The 19,358-nt window shown below is 71.6% G+C and carries 11 protein-coding genes; 7 read left to right on the plus strand and 4 right to left on the minus strand.

Going from position 1 to position 19,358, the window contains the following annotated elements; translation table 11 throughout:
- Positions 1–156 precede the first annotated feature (156 nt).
- From DFJ67_RS23695 to fxsT (DFJ67_RS23715), 5 genes are all read left to right on the plus strand, one after another.
- A complete protein-coding gene (locus DFJ67_RS23695; protein ID WP_170216218.1) occupies positions 157–2,085 on the plus strand; it encodes a primosomal protein N' in 1,929 nt (642 codons plus the stop codon).
- A 67-nt stretch (positions 2,086–2,152) separates the two neighbouring features.
- A complete protein-coding gene (def, locus tag DFJ67_RS23700) occupies positions 2,153–2,707 on the plus strand; it encodes a peptide deformylase (RefSeq protein ID WP_116076591.1) in 555 nt (184 codons plus the stop codon).
- Positions 2,707–3,633: a methionyl-tRNA formyltransferase gene (fmt, locus tag DFJ67_RS23705; RefSeq protein ID WP_116070014.1), complete on the plus strand. Its 927-nt coding sequence runs from the start codon at positions 2,707–2,709 to the stop codon at positions 3,631–3,633. The genes def and fmt overlap by 1 nt, the downstream gene beginning before the upstream one ends.
- An 8-nt stretch (positions 3,634–3,641) precedes the next feature.
- Complete coding sequence (locus DFJ67_RS23710; protein WP_116070015.1) at positions 3,642–5,291, plus strand: RsmB/NOP family class I SAM-dependent RNA methyltransferase; 1,650 nt, start codon at positions 3,642–3,644, stop codon at positions 5,289–5,291.
- Positions 5,292–5,478: 187 nt separating this feature from the next.
- Positions 5,479–8,706 (plus strand): FxSxx-COOH system tetratricopeptide repeat protein, encoded by a 3,228-nt coding sequence (gene fxsT, locus DFJ67_RS23715; protein ID WP_116070016.1) that lies wholly within the window; start codon positions 5,479–5,481, stop codon positions 8,704–8,706.
- Here fxsT (DFJ67_RS23715) and DFJ67_RS23720 read toward each other — a convergent pair whose 3' ends face one another.
- The 4 genes from DFJ67_RS23720 to fxsT (DFJ67_RS23735) all read right to left on the minus strand — a co-directional run bounded on the left by DFJ67_RS23720 (position 8,707) and on the right by fxsT (DFJ67_RS23735) (position 14,486).
- The gene (locus DFJ67_RS23720; protein WP_116070017.1) at positions 8,707–9,990 is read right to left on the minus strand and encodes an HEXXH motif domain-containing protein; all 1,284 of its coding nucleotides are present in this window, start codon (positions 9,988–9,990) and stop codon (positions 8,707–8,709) included. It abuts the gene before it with no gap.
- A complete protein-coding gene (locus DFJ67_RS23725) occupies positions 9,987–11,153 on the minus strand; it encodes an FxsB family cyclophane-forming radical SAM/SPASM peptide maturase (RefSeq protein ID WP_239097285.1) in 1,167 nt (388 codons plus the stop codon). The genes DFJ67_RS23720 and DFJ67_RS23725 overlap by 4 nt, the downstream gene beginning before the upstream one ends.
- A gap of 71 nt (positions 11,154–11,224) precedes the next feature.
- Positions 11,225–11,419 (minus strand): FxSxx-COOH-like cyclophane-containing RiPP peptide, encoded by a 195-nt coding sequence (locus DFJ67_RS23730; protein ID WP_147315577.1) that lies wholly within the window; start codon positions 11,417–11,419, stop codon positions 11,225–11,227.
- Between the two features lie 139 nt (positions 11,420–11,558).
- Complete coding sequence (fxsT, locus tag DFJ67_RS23735; RefSeq protein ID WP_170215941.1) at positions 11,559–14,486, minus strand: FxSxx-COOH system tetratricopeptide repeat protein; 2,928 nt, start codon at positions 14,484–14,486, stop codon at positions 11,559–11,561.
- A gap of 192 nt (positions 14,487–14,678) precedes the next feature.
- On the opposite strand from fxsT (DFJ67_RS23735), the gene fxsT (DFJ67_RS44400) reads away from it, so the two are divergent.
- Complete coding sequence (gene fxsT, locus DFJ67_RS44400; RefSeq protein ID WP_116070021.1) at positions 14,679–18,413, plus strand: FxSxx-COOH system tetratricopeptide repeat protein; 3,735 nt, start codon at positions 14,679–14,681, stop codon at positions 18,411–18,413.
- A 2-nt stretch (positions 18,414–18,415) separates the two neighbouring features.
- Positions 18,416–19,324 carry an alpha/beta fold hydrolase gene (locus DFJ67_RS23745; protein ID WP_116070022.1) on the plus strand — a complete coding sequence of 303 codons (909 nt, stop codon included), beginning with the start codon at positions 18,416–18,418 and terminating at the stop codon, positions 19,322–19,324.
- The last annotated feature ends 34 nt before the right edge of the window (positions 19,325–19,358 follow it).

The following is a 19,358-nucleotide window of genomic DNA, read 5'->3' on the forward strand; positions in this document are numbered from 1 at the left end:
TCACGGTTGTGTCCGATATGTTCCCCGTCCGACCCGCGCGATCGCGGAAGCGCGAAGACCGTTGAGCCGGCGGCCGGGCGGGTCGCCGGCCCGGCGGAGGAAGATGGTGCGGTGCCGAACCGAAGCACCCGCGTCGAGCGGCAGCCCGCAGCCGAGCTGCCGGTCGCGCGCGTCTGCGTTGACGTGCCGTTGCCGCACCTCGACCGGCTCTTCGACTATCTGGTGCCGGGCGACCTGGACGAGACCGCCCAGCCCGGCACCAGGGTCAAGGTGCGCTTTGCCGGCCAGCTCGTGGACGGCTGGCTGATCGAGCGGGCCGCCGAGTCGGCCGTGCCCAAGCTGGCCTACCTGGAGAAGCTCGTTTCGGCCGAGCAGGTGCTGACTCCCGAGGTCGCCGAGCTGGCCCGAGCCATCGCCGACCGCTACGCGGGCAGCCTCGCCGACGTGCTCCGGCTCGCCGTGCCACCCCGGCATGCCCGCGCCGAGCAGGCCGCGCCGCCCGCGGAGAGCGACGACGCGCCACCGCCGGCGCCGGTGGACACCGGCTGGGCCGACTACCAGGCGGGGGAGGGGTTCCTGCGCGCGCTGGCCGAGGGCAAGAACCCCCGCGCCGTCTGGTCGGCGCTGCCGGGCGAAGACTGGCCGGCGCGGATCGCCGAGGCCGCGGCCGCCACGCTCGCCGCGGGCAAGGCCGTGGTCGCCGTGGTGCCGGACGCCCGCGACCTCGACCGCGTCGACAAGGCGCTGACCGACCAGCTCGGCAAGGACCGCCACGTCACGCTCGCCGCCGGGCTCGGCCCGGCCAAGCGCTACCGCGCCTTCCTGGCTGCCAGCCGGGGCCAGGTCAGGGTGGTCGCCGGCACGAGAGCCGCCGCGTTCGCCCCCGTGCACGACATCGGCCTGGTGGTGATCTGGGACGACGGCGACGACCTGCACGCCGAGCCGCGGGCGCCCTACCCGCACGCCCGTGAGGTGCTGCTCACCCGGGCCCAGCGGGCCGGTGCGGCCGCCCTGGTCGCCGGGCACGCCCGCACCACCGAAGCGCAACTGCTGCTGGAGACCGGGTGGGCCCGCGAGGTGGTGGGCGACCGGGCGACCACGCGGCGGCGTACCCCCGTCATCACCCCCACCGGCGACGACCCGCAGCTGGCCCGCGATCCGGGCGCCGCGACCGCGCGGCTGCCCAGCCTGGCCTGGGAAGCCGCCCGGGCGGCGCTCAAGGCCGACGCGCCGGTGCTGGTCCAGGTGCCGCGCCGGGGCTACCTGCCGTCGGTGTCGTGCGCCACGTGCCGCGCGCCGGCCCGCTGCACCGCCTGCTCCGGGCCGCTCGCGCTGCGCTCCTCGCACGCCGTGCCGGCCTGCCGCTGGTGCGGGCGGGTGGCCGGTGACCACGTCTGCCCACACTGCGGCGCGCGCGGCCTGCGGGCCTCGGTCACCGGCGCCCGGCGGACCGCCGAGGAGCTGGGGCGGGCCTTCCCGGAGATCCCGGTCCGCACGTCCGGTCGCGACGAGGTGCTCACCGAGGTGCCGGCCGCGGCCGCTGTCGTGGTCGCCACGCCCGGTGCCGAGCCGGTCGCCGAGGGCGGCTACGGCGCGGTGCTGCTGCTCGACACGTGGGCCCTGCTGACCCGGGCCGACCTGCGCGCCGGCGAGGAGGCGCTGCGCCGCTGGATGACGGCGGCGGCCCTGGCCAGGCCGGGTGCCGGGGGTGGCCGGGTGGTGGTGGTCGCCGACGGCAGCGTGCCGGTGATCCAGGCGCTGCTGCGCTGGGACCCGGGCTGGTATGCCGCCCGTGAGCTGGGCGAACGTCGCGAGCTGCGGTTTCCGCCGGCGGCCCGGATGACCAGCCTGACCGGCACCGCGGCGGCGGTGGCCGACCTGCTCGCGGCCGTCGAGCTGCCGCCCGACGCCGAGGTGCTCGGTCCGGTGCCGGCAGACCAGGATCAGGAGCGTTATCTCGTACGCGCCCCGCGCGGTCGCGCCGCCGACGTGGCCACCGCCCTGCACGCCGCGGCGGGCATGCGCAGCGCCCGCAAAACCCCCCAACCGGTGCGTATCCAGGTCGACGCGACAGACCTCTTCTAGACCTCCGTAGACTTGTCGGGATTGCGCCCGCGTGCCCCGCGCGAGCGACCCGAACGAGGAGTTCCACGTGACCGTCCAGCCCATCCGCCTGTTCGGCGATCCGGTGCTGCGCACCCCCGCTGACCAGGTCGTCGACTTCGACGCTGAGCTGCGCAAGCTGGTCGCCGACCTGGTGGAGACCATGCAGGAGCAGTCCGGGGCCGGGCTCGCCGCACCGCAGCTCGGTGTGGGCCTGCGGGTGTTCGCCTTCGACGTCGACGACGTGCTGGGGCACATCGTCAACCCGCAGCTCAGCTTCCCCGACGAGGAGGAGCAGGACGGTCCCGAGGGGTGCCTGTCAATTCCCGGGATCTACGTCGACACCAAGCGCCGGATGAACGCGGTCGCCACCGGCTTCAACCAGTGGGGCGACCCGATCAAGCTGGTCGGCACCGGGCTGATGGCGCGCTGCGTGCAGCACGAGACCGATCACCTCGACGGGGTGCTCTTCCTCGACCGGCTCGACTCCGAGGCCCGCAAAGAGGCGATGAAGGAAATCCGGCAGGCCGAGTGGTACGACGCCGGCGCCCCACCCGTCGTCAAGACCAGCCCGCACGCCTTCGGCCTGGGCGGGGCACGCTGATGCGGCTGGTCTTCGCCGGCACGCCGGCGGTCGCGCTGCCCGCGCTCGACGCGATCGCGGCTTCGTCCCACGAGCTGCTCGCCGTGGTCACCCGGCCCGACGCGCCCGCCGGTCGCGGCCGCAACCTGGTCCGGTCGCCCGCCGGGGCGTGGGCCGACGAGCACGGCGTCGAGGTGCTGACCCCGGCCAAGCCGCGCGAGCCCGAGTTCCAGGAGCGGCTGCGCGACCTGGCACCCGACTGCGTGCCGGTGGTCGCCTACGGCGCCCTGGTGCCCCCGGCAGCCCTGGAGATCCCCCGGCACGGCTGGGTCAACCTGCACTTCTCGCTGTTGCCGGCGTGGCGGGGCGCCGCACCGGTGCAGCACGCGGTGCTGCACGGCGATGAGATCACCGGAGCCAGCGTGTTCGAGCTCGAGGCGGGCCTGGACACCGGCCCGGTCTACGGCACGCTCACCGACGAGATCCGGCCCACCGACACCTCCGGCGATCTGCTCGACCGGCTGTCCGCTTCCGGGGCCGGGCTGCTGGTCGCCGTGCTCGACGCGATCGAGGCGGGCACCGCCCGGGCCGAGCCGCAACCACTCGAGGGGGTGAGTCTCGCGCCGAAGCTGACCGTCGACGACGCGCAGGTGCGCTGGGACGAGCCGTCGTTCGCCGTCGACCGCCGGATCCGGGCCTGCACGCCGGCGCCCGGCGCGTGGACCACCTTCCGGGAGGACCGGGTCAAGCTCGGCCCCGTGCGGCCCGTTGCCAACGGCCCCGCGCTCAAGCCCGGCGACCTGCTGGTCGACCGCACCGGAGTGCTGGTCGGCACGGCCACGACTCCGGTCGCGCTGGGCGAGGTGCGGGCCGCCGGCAAGCGGGCCATGCCCGCCGCCGACTGGGCACGCGGCGTCCGGGTCGAGTCGAACGAGCGTTTCGCGTGAGCGCCGAAATGCACGGCGGCGCGGATCAGGGCGGCTCGGAGCGTGGCGGTCCGGAGGGTGGCGGCTTCGAAAGCGGCCGTCCGGAGAGCGGTGGCGCTGACCGCGGCCGTCCGGAGACCGCGAGCGCTGACCGCGGCCGGCCGGAGAGCGGTGGCGCTGACCGTGGGCGTCCGGAGCGGGGTGGCTTTGACCGTGGGCGGGGCGGTTCTGAGCGTGGTCGCTCGGAGCGCGGTGGCCGGGATCGCGGCGGCTCCGACCGTGGCGGCCGGGAACGAGGCGGGCCACCGCGAGGGCGGGACGCCGTCGACCCCGCGCGCCAGGCGGCCTATGACGCGGTCGCGGCGGTGCATCGCGATGACGCGTACGCCAACCTGGTCCTGCCCGGAATGCTCCGGGACCGCGACGTGCGCGGCCGGGACGCGGCGTTCGCCACCGAACTGACCTACGGCACGCTGCGCTCGCGCGGCACGATCGACGCGGTGCTGACCGTCGCGGCCGGCCGTGAGGTCGACCGGATCGACCCGCCGGCCCGTGACGCGCTGCGCCTGGGCGTCTACCAGATCCTCTACACCCGGGTGCCGCCGCACGCGGCCGTGTCCTCCACGGTCGACCTGGTCAAGGCCGTCGCGCCGGGTGCCTCGGGCTTCGCCAACGCGGTGCTCCGCGAGGTGGCCAGCCGCGATCTCGACGCCTGGATCGAGCAGGTGGCGCCGCCGGCCGAGACCGACCCGGTCGGTCACCTGTCGCTGGCCTACAGCCATCCACAATGGATCGTACGGGCGTTCCAGGAGGCGCTCGGCGGCTCGGTCGACGAGACCACCCGGCTGCTGATCGAAGACAACCAGGCGCCGGGCGTGACCCTGTGCGTACGCCCGGGCCGTGCCGACGCGGTCGAGTTGGCCGAGGAGATCGGCGGGGCGCCCGGCGCGTTCTCGCCCTACGCGGTCTACCTGCCCGGCGGCGCGCCCGGTGACCTGGCCGTGATCCGTGACGGCCGGGCGCACGTGCAGGACGAGGGTTCCCAACTGGTCGCCGCCGCGCTGGCCGACGCGCCGATCGACGGCACCGACGAGCGCTGGCTCGACCTGTGCGCCGGCCCGGGTGGCAAGGCCGGCCTGCTGGCCGCGCTCGCCGCACAGCGCGGCGCGCACCTGACCGCCGTCGAGGTGACCGAGCACCGGGCCAAACTGGTCTCCCAGGCGGTGGCCGGCTTCCCGGCGACCGTGCTGCACACCGACGGGCGCGACGTCGGCAAGGACCCCGACCTGCCCGAGGAAGGCTTCGACCGGGTGCTGGTCGACGCGCCGTGCACCGGGCTCGGCGCGCTGCGCCGCCGCCCGGAAGCGCGCTGGCGCCGGCAGCCGAGCGACCTGCCGCCGCTGACCCGGCTTCAGCGCGAGTTGCTCACCGCGGCACTGCGGGCGGTCCGGCCGGGTGGGTTGGTCGGCTATGTCACCTGCTCGCCGCACACGGTGGAGACGCACGTCTCGGTCACCGAGGGCACCCGGCGCTCCGACATCGCGGTCGACTTCGTCGACGCCCGCCCGCTGCTGCCCGCCGGAATGCCGGGCCTGGGAACCGGCCCGACCGTGCAACTGTGGCCACACCGCCACGGCACCGACGCGATGTTCCTGGCGGTGCTCCGGCGCACTAGTTGACCGCCGAAATGCAATTCGGCTTTGTGTGCGACTTCCCTTGCCGGTAATCGGCTTGCGTAACGCTACGGACGAAATTCAGGACTTCCAATCCGTAGCCGGTGGGATACCATGAGTGTTCCTGACCCGCGAGCTCAGAAGTGGGTAAACCGTGGCTGAAGTCGTGCTGGGTCGAGGTCACCTTGACGGCATGCTCGATGCGCTTCTCGGTATTCCCGCACTCGGTGACTCCGATGTGCGGGACGCGCGCGTAGAGGACCTGCGGAGATCGTTACGCCGTCCATTGGAGATCCAAAGGCACGACGACGCGAAACGCGATCTTCAAGCGATTCTCGCCAGCTGTCACGCCTGTTCGGGTGGTCTCAAGACCTTCACGCAGATCATTTTGCGGCACCACCGCGGTGACGAGAGCGCCAAGGCCGCGACGCTGGCCCGCGACATCAACGGGCCGATGCTGCTGTCGGCGCCCGACCGCGAGGTGCTCCGCCGCCAACTCGCCGCCGTCCCGATCGGTGACATCGCCGACGCGGTCGCCGATGTGGCCGCGCTCGCCGAGATCGACGAGATGCGCTCGTTGCAGACCTGGCGCGACACCGGCAAGGCGATCCGCCTGATGGAACGCCTGCCGATGAGCAGCGACGGTGTGCCCGCACTGATGACCTTCGTCGGCCGGCTGAGTTCCGCCGTCACCGGCGCGGCCAACGGCGAGCTCGGCAGCTGGCTGGAGACCGTCGCCGGCGGTCTGGGCGTCGGCCCAGCGACATTGAACGAGCTGCGGATGATCGGCGGCCCGCGGGCCACCGCGACCTCGGCCGCTCCGGAGCCGTCCACGCTCGCGCTCAACGCCGTGCCGCGCCAGCCGCAGCGTTCCCGGCGTGCTGAAGAAACCGGTTTGATCTGGGGCGGCGTGCCTATTCGCAACCGCAACTTCACCGGTCGCGACGGCATGTTGGAGCGGCTCGGAGAGGCATTGCGCAACACCTCCAAGGCGTCGGTGCTTCCGCAGACGCTGCACGGCATGGGTGGTGTCGGCAAAACGCAACTGGTGGTCGAATACGTCTACCGGCACATCGACCAATACGACCTGATCTGGTGGATCGCGGCGGAGCAGCCGTCGAGTGTGCTCCGGTCGTTGACCGCGCTGGCCGAGCGCCTCGGCCTGGCCACCACCGAAGACCGGCAGCAAAACGCGCGCATCGTCCTCGACGCGCTCGCGGGCGGCGGCCTGACCTGGTTGCTGGTCTACGACAACGCCGACGACCCCGACACCCTCGACCAGTTCCTGCCGTCGTCGGGTGGCGACGTCATCGTCACCAGCCGCATCCAGGAATGGGCGGCGGTCGGGCCGGCGATCGAGGTCGACGTCTTCCGCCGCGACGAAAGCGTCGAGCTCCTCCGCAAGCGCACCCGGGACAGCGACGGCAACGCGCGCATCCAGGAGCCGGACGCGCGAGCGCTGGCGGAGAAGCTCGGCGACCTGCCCCTGGCCCTCGAGCAGGCCGCGGCGTGGTACCTGGCGACCGCGATGCCGATCAAGGAATACATCGAGCTGCTCGACACCCACATCGAGCTGCTCGCCGAGGGCAAGCCGATCAACTACCCGGTCTCGGTGGCCGCGTTCGTGACGCTCGCCATGGAGCAGTTGCGCCGTGACTCGCCGGCGACGGCGCAGCTCTTCGAGCTGTTCGCCTACCTCGGCGGTGAGCCGGTCGCGGTGTCGCTGCTCATCAACGGCAAGGACGCCGACGTCACCGAGCCCCTGCGGAGCATGCTCCGGCAGAAGGTCCAACTCAACCGGGCCGTCCGCGACCTCAACCGGTTCGGCCTCGCCAAGGTCGACGCGGCACAGCGGATCCAGGTGCACCGGCTGGTGCAGCGGGTGCTGCGCGACACCATGCCCCTCGGGCTGGCGGAGGCCGCGCTGCGCAACGTCCGCAACATCCTCGTCCAGGCCAGCCCCGGCGACCCCGACGAGAACCCCAACATGGAGTTCCACGCCGACCTGGGTCCGCACATCGACGCCGCCGACCTCACGAATGCCGACAGCCTCGAGGCCCGCACGGTGGTCGGCGACTACTCCCGCTACCTGTTCATCATCGGTGACTACGCCGGCAGCCAGCGCCTCGCCGAACGGTCGGTCAACACGTGGGAGAAGGAGACCTTCGACCCCAAGCTCGGGCCCGACGGAGAGATGACGCTGCTGGCCCGCGCGCAGTTGGCCAACGCGCGGCGCGCCACCGGCGACAGTGCCGGAGCCGCCCCGCTGGCGCTGGACACCTACCACCGGCTCCGCAACAGTCCGCTGCTGGGTCCGAGCCACGAATACACGCTGATCACCGGCAACCAGGTCGGTGCCGATCTTCGGATCGCCGGCAAATACCTCGAGGCACTGGCGTTCGACCAGGAGTCCGTCGCGGCGCACCGCGAAGTCTTCCGGGCCGAAGACGACACCTACACGCTGCGCGCCAAGCTCAATCTGGCGGTGGACTATCGCATGATCGGCAACTTCACCGAGGCGTTCCGGCTCGACAAGGAGGTCGCCGAATACTGGGAAGACGCCGGTGCCACCGACCGGCGGTCGCTCGAAGCGCAGATGAACATGGGCCGCAGCTACTACGGAATGGGCGCCTACACGTCCGGTGTCAAGATCATGGAAGACTGGCGGGAGTCCCTCCACTACGTGGTCGGGTCCAACCACCGCCTGGCCCTGCTCGCCGACCGCACGTTCGGGATCCTGCTGCGCAAGGCCGGCCGGCTCGACGATTCCGCCTCGATGCTGGAAGACACCGAAAAGCGCACGCGGGCCCGATTCGGTGCCAACCACGAATACACGGTGGCGGCCGCCGTCAGCCTCGCCAACGCGCTGCGCGAGTTGGGCCGGCTCGACGAGGCACAGGCGCTGATCTCCGACGCGCTCGGCCGATACAAGTCCGACTTCGGCGAGTTCCACCCGCTGACGCTGGTGGCGACCGTCAACGACGCCATCGTCAAGCGCGCCCTGGGTGAGCTCGACGAAGCGCGCGAGCTCGACGAACGCTCCTACGCCAAGTTGGCCGAAGTCCTCTCGCCCGACCACCCCTACACGCTGTGCGCCGGCAACTCGGTCGCCACCAACCTCGCGCTCGCCGGCGAACGCGCGGCCGCACTGGCCCAGTCCACGTTGATCGTGCAGACCAGCCGGGCGACCTCCGGCGGTGGTGATCCGGCGCGCGACGGCTTCGAGCACCCCTACGTGCTGATGCGCGCGATCAACCTGGCACACGACCTGCGCGCGGCCGGATCCGAGGCCGAGGGTGACGCCCTGTTCGCCGAATCGTTCGACGCCCTCCGCCGGTTCCTGGGGCCGGACCACCACGAGGTGGTCGCCGTCGGCGAAGGGCGTCGCACCGAGGGCGACATCGAGTCGCCCCCCACGTGATCAGTTGAGGTCGGCGCCGTTGCGTTCCGTCCACTGCCGGCGGATCCGGGCGTTGGCCTCCTCGGCCGCGTGCGCGATGGCCGGCGGCACCGGCTCGGCGAGCAGCGAGTCGGTCCGGAGTCGCAGTTGACCGACCAGCGCCCGGCCGGCCGGTGTCAGACCGGGCGACTGCTCGATCGACGTCAGGCCCGTGTGCACCTGCATGCGAGCGGTCGCGAACTGCCGTTGCGCCTCGTCGGTCAGGGCGTCGACCTCGCGCAGCGCGCGCCAGGTGTCGGCCACCCCGACGAACGCGTAGACCCCTTGCAGCAGACCGGCGAGCGGCCGGGGGTCGACGCGCCACGGCGCGAAGTAGCGGGTCTTGTCGGACGCGTCGCTCATCGGCATGAGGTCGAGCATCGCGCTGAGCTTCGAATGCTGGAACTCGTGCACGAGGGTGACGGCGAACTCCGCCGCGGAAGGCGGCCGGGTCAACCCGAAAACGCCGAACGCGTGCCGAATCGTCGCGCTGCGCGCCGAGAGGCCGTCTTCGACCAGCGGCACGAGCGTGCGCAGCCCGGCCCGCAACTCGACCTCCCGTTCGGGCAGGTGCCGGCCGAGCAGATCCCAGGCTTCCGCGAAGAGCGTCTGCCAGGTGGCGACCTCCGCGGACGGCAGCCGGAGGGCCGGCGGCACGTGATGGCCGTGCCGGTAGGGGTCGACATCGTCCAACTCCAGCGCGAAGTCGGCGGCGGTGAGCCGGCGGACCGGGAGCCAGCGGGCATCCTCGTGCTCCGCCCGGGCCGACACCTCGACACCGTCGCTGTGCACCTTGAGCCGGCCGTCGCGCACCCGGAGGACGGCGCGGTAGGCGTCGATCAGCGCGACGCCGAGGCCGGGAACGGAGGCGTGGCCGTCGCGAACCGGGATGGTCGCCTCGCCGTCGACACCGGTCGCCGCACCGGCGACCATGGCGAGCGCGGCGAGCTGGGCCGCGTCGGTCCACTGCGGACGACCCTGGAGCGCCGCCCGCACGGCGATCGCCGCCCAACCACCGACCAGCGGCTTGCCGATCACCTCGGCGAACCGGGCGGGGTCGCTGCGGCGTGCCCGGTCGAGAGCTTCGACCACGGCGTCGCGCTCGCTCGCCGGCCCGGGCCAGCGTTCGAGCAGGAAGCCGATGAGCTGGAGGTGCTTGTTCACCTGGGCCGCGCGGAGCGCGTCGATCGCGGCGGCGCCGCCGCCGCCGGCAGCGAGGCCATCGAAGAGCGACTGCTCCAGCTCGATGACAGCGGTGCTGGTCATGCCGGTACCTTTCGGGTGAGATGCGCGATGTCCGCGGTGATCCGACCGCGGATGTGGTCGATGATTCGCGTCAGGTCGGCGCAGTAGACGGACGGGTTGCGGAACCCGGCTCCGGCGCGGTAGCGGTGCACATAATGGCCGCCACCGCAGACACGCCGGATGGGGCAGCTCGAACACTCGTCACCGAGGGCGGCGAGCCCGATCTGGCGGGCGATCACCCCGGGGTCGTCGAGCACGGCGTCAAGCGAGTCGCGCCGGATGTCGAGGCCGGTGGCGGCCGCGCCCGGGTAGGCCGACTTCAACGCGTCGACCTGCTCGATCGCCCCGTCGGTTTCGACGACGACCAGGGCGGCCGGGCTCAGCCCGATCTGCTCCGAGGTGCCCTTCCCGCCGAGCAGCAGGACGATCACGTCTTCGAAGAACTGGATCCGCGGTGGTTCCGGGTCCGCGTACCAGCATTCGAACGCCTCGACCAGCCAGTCGCCGTAGGGCGTGGCGCGGTCGTCCGGGCGGGGCGGCGGGTGTTCCCAGTTGGCGTGCGGCAGCAGGAAGTTGATCAATGGGGGATCGAAGGCGCGCAGCGTGCGGTAGGTCGCGACCGGGTCGGTGGTCGCCGACACCGTGCACAGCAGACCGCCGTAGTTGGCCCGGTTCTCCTCCTGCCGCAGCAGGTCGAGTGCGGTCGCGACGCGGTCGAAGGTGCCTCGGCCGGCGTGCGTCACCCGCTGAGCGTCATGGTCGGCCTTGGTGCCGTCGACGCTGACACCGACCTTGACCCGGTGAGCGCGCAGGTGGGCCATCATCTTCGCGCCGAGCAGGACGCCGTTGGTCTGCACACCGATCTGTAGGTCGCATTCCGCGTCGAGCGCCGTGCGCAGGTCGGACGCGAGCTCGCCGAGTCGGGCACCCAGCAACAGCGGTTCGCCGCCGTGCAGGATCACCCGGAGGGCGGGCATCCGGTGTTGCCGGACGTGCTGGCGCAGCTTGTCAACCGTGGCCTGCCAGATCTCCGCCGGCATCACGGCTGGCCGGTCGTGCCAGCTCTGGTCCTCGTGCTGGTAGACGTAGCAGTAGGTGCAGGCCAGGTTGCAGCGCTGGTGCACCTTGACGATCACGTCGCGCACCGGAACGGGGCGCCAGCCGGCGCCCCGCAACGGTGTCACATCCAGCTCCCGATACGGCCAGGCTGCCCGTTCCCGCTGCTCGGCGCGAACCGTGGCAACGGCCGCCGGGATCATGAGACGAAGGAGCTGAACGCCGAAATGACCCCGTCGGGGTCGTCGAGGCTGTTCACCAGCCGCCGCATCGAAAGGGCAAGAGCAGGGTCCGCGCCGCTGGTCGCGAGTTCCGAGATCGGCAGACCGGAAACTTCAGCGAGCGGCGCCCACTGATCCCCGTCGGTGCCCGTGTCTTGCAGCGGCTTACTCACCATTGAAGGCTCCCTATACCGACAAAAGTCATTAAAACGGACAGTTCAGTCACAGACTGAGACTCGAAAAGTATGACGAGTGAGCAGGTGCTGACGTAGCTAGACAAGCGGCGGTTTACAGAATTTTACGGCCTACTTGTCATGCGGACGGGGGTTCAATGGTGCACTCGATCCGGCGACCATTGACAACGTGGCCCGCCATGGCATGGCCCCGGCCGAGTTCCCGGTGCACCGCCGACAAGACCGACTCCCGGAGGTCGGCCGCCTCGTCGACCCGGCCGTCCGCCGCCAGGTCGAGCGCCAGGTTGGCACCGATGGCCAGCGAATCCGGGTGATCCGCGCCTTGCGACTCACAAGCCCTGGCGTACGCGCTGGCAGACAGCGCGCGTGCGGCCGGCGCGTGGTGCCCACCGGCCAACGCGTAGTCGGTCGCCAGGTTGGCGGTCGCGGCGATGGTCGACGGGTGGCCGTCACCGAGGCGGTCGCGCAGCGCCTCGCTGGCCGCGGCGTCGAACTGCTGCGCCTGGAGCCGATAGCCCTGTGCCCGCCGGATGGCCGCGAAGTTGACCTTTGCCGCGAGGGTCAGCGGATGGCGCGACCCGAACGTGCGGCTGTAGGCCGCGACGGCGTCGTGCGCGTAGGCGTCGGCCTCCTGGAGGTCACCCTGCAACCGAAGAGTGTTCGCATAACTGAACGCGGCCGCCAGCGTGTATTCGTGGTCGGGACCGAACGCGGCATGACATTCGCGGTAATGCTCCTTGAGCTGCACGAGCGAGTCGGCCAACTCGCCGAGGCCACGCTGAGCCAGGCCCAGCGTGCGGCGCAGGAGCAGCGCGCCGCGGTCGACCTGGCCGGGCAGCGAACGGCCGGATCCCGCGTACACCGTTTGCAGTTCCAATAGCTGTGCCCAACGGCCGAGACCGTAGAGGTCTTCGGCGAGCGCGTTGACCGACAGGTGGGTGCGCCAGTCGTCGGCGCCGAAATGACGCAGATTCGCGGCGAGTGCCACCCGGTCGGTATTTTCCGCCCGCGCGAACTCGCCCATGTGCCGAAGGCTCACCGCGAAATTGTGGCGCCGGGTGGCGGTGCTCGGATCGTCGTCGCCGTATCTGCGTTCCCAGCGTTCGAGAGTGGCCGAGTCGATCTCTTTCGCCCGGCGGTATTCGCCGGCCAGGCGCAGGTCCGACGCATGACTCGAGGACAGCCTGAGGGTCAATGGATGGTCTTCGCCGTAGGCCGGGTCGAATCGCAATCGACTCATCGCGTCTGCCATGCGATCGCGGGCCGCCTGATAATCGCCCAGCGCGCGCAGCGCGTTAGCCCATTCGTGGGTCGCCTTCAGCACGAGTTCGGCACCGGGACCGAGGCCCGGCGCTTCGCGCCACACCGTGACCGCTGACTCCGCCACGTCGCGCGCGCCCGCGTAGTCACCGATCACATAGCGGTATCTGATCTGGTGGTAAACGGTGAGCAACACCTTCGGCGAGTCGGACTGGATCAGCTCCGCCGGCAGGACGTGGGCGGCGATCTCCCGGTGCATGCCGCTGGAGGCCACATCGTTGGGTTCGCCCTGGCCCGCGGCGGCGAGCACCTCATGAGCGTTGCGCCGGGCGCGGCCGAGCGCCTCCTCGGACAACACGTCGCGAAGCGCGTGCCGGGTGATCGGCTGCACTTCGACCCGCTGGTCGCCGTGGAGTCGCGCCAATCCGTATTGCTGGACCGAGCGCAGCGCCCTGAGCAGTTCGAGGGGGTCGCCGACCGCGCGGCGCAGGGCGGCCGTCACGTCGCCGACGCGACCCTGCCGCAACAGCGCGATCGCGACGGGCTCGGAACCGAACCAGGCGAACATCTCCAGGACCAGCATCGCGGACGGGTTGGCCGAGCCGAACTTGTCGAGCGCGACCTTGATGACGGGCAGCACGCCGGGGGAGCCCTCGAGCCGCTCTTTCAACTCGATCCACGACAGTCCCGGTCCCTGCCGCAACGCCGCGATGTGTTCCAGGGCCAGCGGCAACCGGCCGATCTGATCGAGAAGCTCCCGGGCCTGAACCTCGCTGAGCGAGACGTCGCGCTTGCGGAGGAAGGCCACCGCCTCGTCCACAGTGAAGTCCGGCACCTCGATGCCGCTGCTGGTGTTCTCGCGGCCGAGTGCCGGGTCGCGGGTGGTCACGATCACGTGGCCGCCGAAGGTCGGCATCAGCTGCCGCACTTCCTCGTCGCTCACCCCGTCGAAGACCAGCAGGTAGGGGGTCGGCTGCGACTCGAGTTGGCTGATCACGCCGTCGATGGTCTGGTCGGCGCTCTGCCCCTGCCGCGAGCCGAGCCGCTCCGCGAGGTCGAGCAGCGACCGGCGGGCATGCTCCAGCTGGTCGGCCTGTATCCACCAGATCACCAGGTGCTCGTGGCGGTAGCGCTCGACGTATTCCCGTGCGAGCTGGGTCTTGCCGACCCCGCTGAGCCCGTGGAGCACCACCGGCGCGTGCGGGTTCTCCTGTAGTTCCCGGTGCATCCGGTCGAGCAGCGCGGCCCGGCCGGTGAACATGCTGTCGCGGTCGGGCAGCCCACCGACGATCCGCTCCACCGACGACAGCGGCACGGGCTCGATCTGCGTGCGCAACACCTCGTCGGGCCGGATGGCGACGCGCTCCGGTGGCGACGGCATCCGCACCTGGACGGGCTCGGAGCGGATCTGCGGTCGCGGCCCGGGGATGGGCGCGCGGGCGATCGACTCGGCGGGGCGGGCGACCGCGGCCGCCCGCGCGTTGATCCACAGTGGCTTGAAGCGGCGTTCGAGGTCGCGCTCGCTGTCGTCGAGTTCGGCGCGCACCTTCAGCGCGAAGACGATCGAGCGGACCTTTTCCCAGGCGGGCGGTGGGCCGCCGTGCAACAGGGCGGCCACTGTCTGGTGTGAAACGCTTTCGAAACGCTTGGGCAGCGCCGAGATGTCCTTGCTGATGAGCCGCGCGGCCGGTTGGCCGGCCAGGTCATAGAGCTCATGCAGGACTGCGACGAACTCGCGCAGCGGACCGTCCGGCAACGCATCCGACGCCGGTAACCGGATCGCCAAGCAGCACACTCCGACGGGTGTATAGCGTTGCCAAGTTGCGTTGAACAAGCTTGACATGCGGTGTCGCTCGCGAACAACCGGGTGCCCGCGAGAATTCATGATCCTTTGGTCGCCGTCAACTTCTGGATGGACAGTCCCGTAAAGCGTGATTCACTGGGTAGTGACGCCAGCCCACCCCCGAAATGAGCGTCGATGACCAACAGTCGGCACGGCACGGTGATCACCTTCTACTCATTCACCGGCGGCACCGGTCGCACGATGGCCCTGGCCAATGTCGCCTGGATCCTGGCGGCGAATGGGCATCGCGTTCTGGTCGCCGACTGGCACTTCGAGTCACCCGGTCTCCATCGCTATTTCCGGCCGTTCATCCGATCCGAGGACATCGACCACGCCCCGGGCGTTACCGATCTGATTCGCGGATATGAGTTGGAAGTCATGCGCGCGGGTGGCCCGCTGCCACAACCCGACCTCGAACGCCTCGCTGACGTCACATCGCACGCGATCCCGCTCGACTGGGAGTTTCCCGGCGACGGTTGCCTACATCTGCTTCCGACCGGCAGCCAGGATCGCAACTATGTCGCGATCATCGGTGCGACAGGTTGGGACGAGTTCTACGAGCGGCGCGACGGCGGCCGGTTCTTCGACGTCCTGCGTGACACGATGCGCGGCGAATACGACTACGCGCTGATCGACAGCCCCAACGGGTGGAACGAACTGGCCGACATCTGCGCGATCCAGCTTCCGGACGTGCTGGTCAGTTGCTTCCCGCTCAGCCATCAGGGCATCGAGGGCGCGGTCGCGTCCGCGTCCGCCGTGCGTTTCCACCACGCGGAACGGGAGATCCGGGTCCTGCCGGTGCCGACCAGGGTTGACCTCGGCGAGCAGGAGAAGGCCCAGATCGGCCGCCAGGTCGCCCGGCAACGACTGGCGGGTCTGCCGAAGGGCATGCCGGAGCGCGAGCGCGATGTCTACTGGCGATCGGTCGAAGTGCCGCACTGTCCCTATTACTCGTTCGAGGAGGTGCTGGCTCCGTTCGGCGACCGGCCCGACATGCCGTCTCCTCTGCTCAGCGCCTACGAGTCGATCGCACGGTTCGCCAGCGACGGGGTCGTCGAGCGGCTGCCGCCGATGAACGAGTTCGTCCGGGCCCGCACGCTCGGCCTCTTCACCCGCCGGGCCGCCGTGGCCGAGGAGAACGTGGCGCTGTCCTACGCTCCCGCGGATCAGGCCTGGGCCGAGTGGGTGGAGCGGTTGCTGACGGCGGCCGGGATCCGGGTGCACGACGTCCCCGAGGGCACGGCCGAGGCGACCCCGTTGCACGCCCGCCTGATGGTGATCGTTTCGGCGACCAGTGCCGAAGGCCAGGCCGCCCTGGTCGCCCGCGACGACCGGGGCGCGTTCGCCGTCTACGTCGACGTCGTTCCGCCGTTGCCGGCGTTCGAGCTCGACGCCTCCGCGTTCGTCGCCGGGCTCAGCGCCGACGAGGCGATCGAGCGGCTGCTGCGCCTTGTCGGGCACGTGGGCATCGGTGCCGACCTCGACGCCGCGAAGCTGGGCGTGCGGTTTCCGGGCACCGACCGCGAGGTTGTCGGCCTGCCCGTGCGCAACCCGCGCTTCACCGGCCGCGAGCACGAGCTCCGCCAACTCCGCGCCCACCTGCGCGCACACAGCGGCGACGGGCTGCCCTGGCCGGTGCCGGTGGTGCTGCGCGGCATGGGCGGTGTCGGCAAGTCCGAGATCGCGCTGGAGTACGCGCACCGGTTCGCGGCGTCCTACGACGTCGTCTGGTGGCTCGACGACGACGCCAAGCCCCTCGACACCGCGCCACTGGGCCCGTCGAGGGTCGGCAGCGCCTACCCCCGGTGGCTCGTGGTCTGCGACCACGCCGAAGACCTCGAACGAGTGGTCCAGCGGTTGCCGGCCGGCGCCGGGCACCTGCTGCTGACCTCGCGCGACACCCCCTGGCAGGACCTGGTGCACGCGCTGTCGATCGACGTCCTGCCGCGGGCTGCGAGCCTGCGGTTGCTCCAGACCTACCTGCCGACGATCGAACCCGAGCAGGCGATGTCGCTCGCGGCGGCCGTCGGCGACCTGCCGCTGGCGCTGTGCGCCGCCGGCGACTGGCTCGCGTCCACCGGCACCGGGGTCGACGACTACGTGCGGCAGGTCCGGCGCGACGGTGTGTCCAGCGTGGAGCACACCTGGTCACAGTCGCTCGCACGGCTGCGCGACGACCATCCACCGGGATTCCACCTGCTCGCGCATCTCTCGACGCTCGCGCCGGAGATCGGCCTCGACATCGTCTACGCCGACGAGTTCGCGACCGCGCTCGCCGGGGTCAACCCGGCCACCGCCACCCGGCCCTACCGGGCCTTGCTCGTGCAGCAGATCAGCCGGCTGGCGCTGCTCCGGCTCGACGTCGGGCACCGCGCGATCCACGTCCACCCGCTGCTCCAGCACCTGGTGCGCGGCGAGGTCTCCGCCTCCGACCTCGACGAGATCCGCCATCGCATGCACGGTGTGCTGGCGGCGCTGCGCCCGACGGCCGGCCCGGAAGATCCGGCGTCCTGGCCGCGGCTGGGGCTGCTCTGGCCGCACCTCGAGCATTGCGCCGCGGCCGACTGTGGCGACGAGACCACCCGCGAGCTGCTGCTCGATCAGGTCCGGCACGCCTGGCTCAGCGGCGAGCTCAGCGACGGCCAGGCGCTGGCGTCCCGGATCGGCGCGTCCTGGCTCGACGGTGGCGCCGACGGGTTGCGACGGCAGTCGCTCCGGCTGCGCCACATGCTCGCCGGCCTCATCCGGGAGCAGGGCGGGTTCGAGCCGGCGTACGCGCTCGACCAGGAGGTGCTGGCCCAACAGGGGCAGCTCGTCGGAGCCGACCACCCGGACGTGTTCGAGACGACCGGTGGCGTGGCGGCCGACCTCCGCGCGCTCGGCCGCTACGCCGCCGCGGTCGCGCTCGACGAGCGGAATGTCGCCGCCAGCACGGCGGCCCTGGGCCCCGACCATCCGGCCACGCTCACCGCCCGGTCCGGCCTGGCCTGCTCCGAACGGCTCGCGGGCAACGTGCGGGCCGCGGGCGACGGCGACCAGGAGGTCTACGAGCGCCGCCGGGCCATCCTCGGCGACCACCACCCCCGAACCCTGAGGTCGGGCGGTGCGCTCGGGCGCGACCTGCGCGAACGCGGGGAATACCGGAGCTCGGTCGCACTGCTGAGGGCCGTCCGGGCCGCCACGGAGGAGACCTTCGGCCCCGACCGGGTGCCCACCCTGCTCGCCTCGGCCAACCTGGCCGTCTCGCTGCGCTGCGCCGGGCTCGCCGAACTCGCCGCGCCGCTCCTGGAGGAGGCCTACGAGCAGCTCAACGAGCGGCTCGGCCCCAACAGCCCCTACACGCTGGCGTGCCGACACAGCCGGGCGACCAACCTGGTGGCGCTCGAGCAACTGCCGAGCGCCGCCGCCGAACTCGAGCACGTTCAGCTCCGCTACGAAGGCGAGCTCGGGCCGCGCCATCCTTATGCGCTCGCCTGTGCCAGCAACCGGGCGGTGGCCAGCCGCATCACCGGCGACCTCGGGTTCGCCCGTTCGCTCAGCGACGAGGCCGCACAGGGGATGCGCGAGGTGCTCGGACCCGACCATCCACACGCGCTCGCCGTACGCATGAATCTCGCGATCCTCCGTGCCGAGGAGGGCGACCTGCCGGCCGCGCGCGAGCTGGCCCGGGCCGTGGCCGCCGACACCGCCAGAGTCCTCGGTGCCGACCACCCCGACACGCTGCGCGGCCAGGTCAACCTGGCGCTGATGACCGGCCCCGATGACGCCCTCGACCGGCTCGAAGCGACCCTCGGCCCCAAGCATCCCTCCGTCCGTGCCGCCCGGGAGCGGCGCTACGTCCACCGCACCCTCGATCCCCACCTGTTCTGACCGTGACAGCTCCGGTGCAGGCCTGGGACGGGCGCAGGCTGCAGGTGGACGTGTCCGGCGACGAGCGCGGGCGCCCGGTGTTCCTGCTGCACGGCACGCCGGGCAGCCGGGTCGGGCCCAAGCCGCGGGCCAGCGTGCTCTACCGGTTGGGTGTCCGGCTCATCTGCTACGACCGGCCCGGCTACGGAGGCTCCGAGCGGGACCCCGGCCGCACCGTCGCCGACGCCGCCCAGGACATCGAGGCGATCGCCGACCAGCTCGACATCGAACGGTTCGCCGTGGTCGGTCGCTCCGGCGGCGGGCCGCACGCGCTGGCGGCCGCCGCACTGTTGCCCGAACGGGTCACCGGTGCCGCCGTCCTGGTCGGCCTGGCCCCGGCGAACGCCCACGGCCTCGACTGGTTCCAGGGCATGACCGACGCCAACGTGAGCGGCTACCGGATGGCCAGCACCGACCGGCAGAAACTGGTCGAGCGGCTGCGGCTGCGCGCCGACCGGGCCCGGCGCGATCCCCATCAGCTCGTCGACGACCTGCGGAGCCAGATGACCGACCCCGACCTGCGGGTGGTGGGAGACTTCGCGATCCGCCGGCTGCTGGCGCAGACCTACTCGGAGGCCTTGCGGCCCGGCCCGTACGGGTGGATCGACGACGTGCTGGCGCTGCGTACCCAATGGGGCTTCCGGCCCGAATACATCCGACCGCCGGTGCTGTTGTGGCACGGCGCAGACGACAACTTCTCCCCGGCGAGCCACACCCGGTGGCTCGCCGCCCGCATTCCGCGCGCCGACGTGCGGGTGCAGGCGCAGACGGCGCATTTCGGGGCCATGCAGGTGCTCCCGGAGATGCTGGCCTGGTTGGTCGACGCCGCGGCGGGCCGCGCGCGCACCGTCCCGGCGGGAAGCACGGTGTGAAGGGTGAGTCGGTTATACGACCAGCGGAGCGGAT

This window comes from Asanoa ferruginea, from assembly GCF_003387075.1.
Lineage (GTDB): Bacteria > Actinomycetota > Actinomycetes > Mycobacteriales > Micromonosporaceae > Asanoa > Asanoa ferruginea.

What these genes read in the sequence shown, in the direction of transcription:
- fmt (WP_116070014.1), top strand. Translation starts at nt 2,707, where the DNA reads ATGCGGCTGGTCTTCGCCGGCACGCCGGCGGTCGCGCTGCCCGCGCTC.
- DFJ67_RS23710 (WP_116070015.1), top strand. Translation starts at nt 3,642, where the DNA reads ATGCACGGCGGCGCGGATCAGGGCGGCTCGGAGCGTGGCGGTCCGGAG.
- fxsT (WP_116070016.1), top strand. Translation starts at nt 5,479, where the DNA reads ATGCTCGATGCGCTTCTCGGTATTCCCGCACTCGGTGACTCCGATGTG.
- DFJ67_RS23720 (WP_116070017.1), bottom strand. Translation starts at nt 9,990, where the DNA reads ATGACCAGCACCGCTGTCATCGAGCTGGAGCAGTCGCTCTTCGATGGC.
- fxsT (WP_116070021.1), top strand. Translation starts at nt 14,679, where the DNA reads ATGACCAACAGTCGGCACGGCACGGTGATCACCTTCTACTCATTCACC.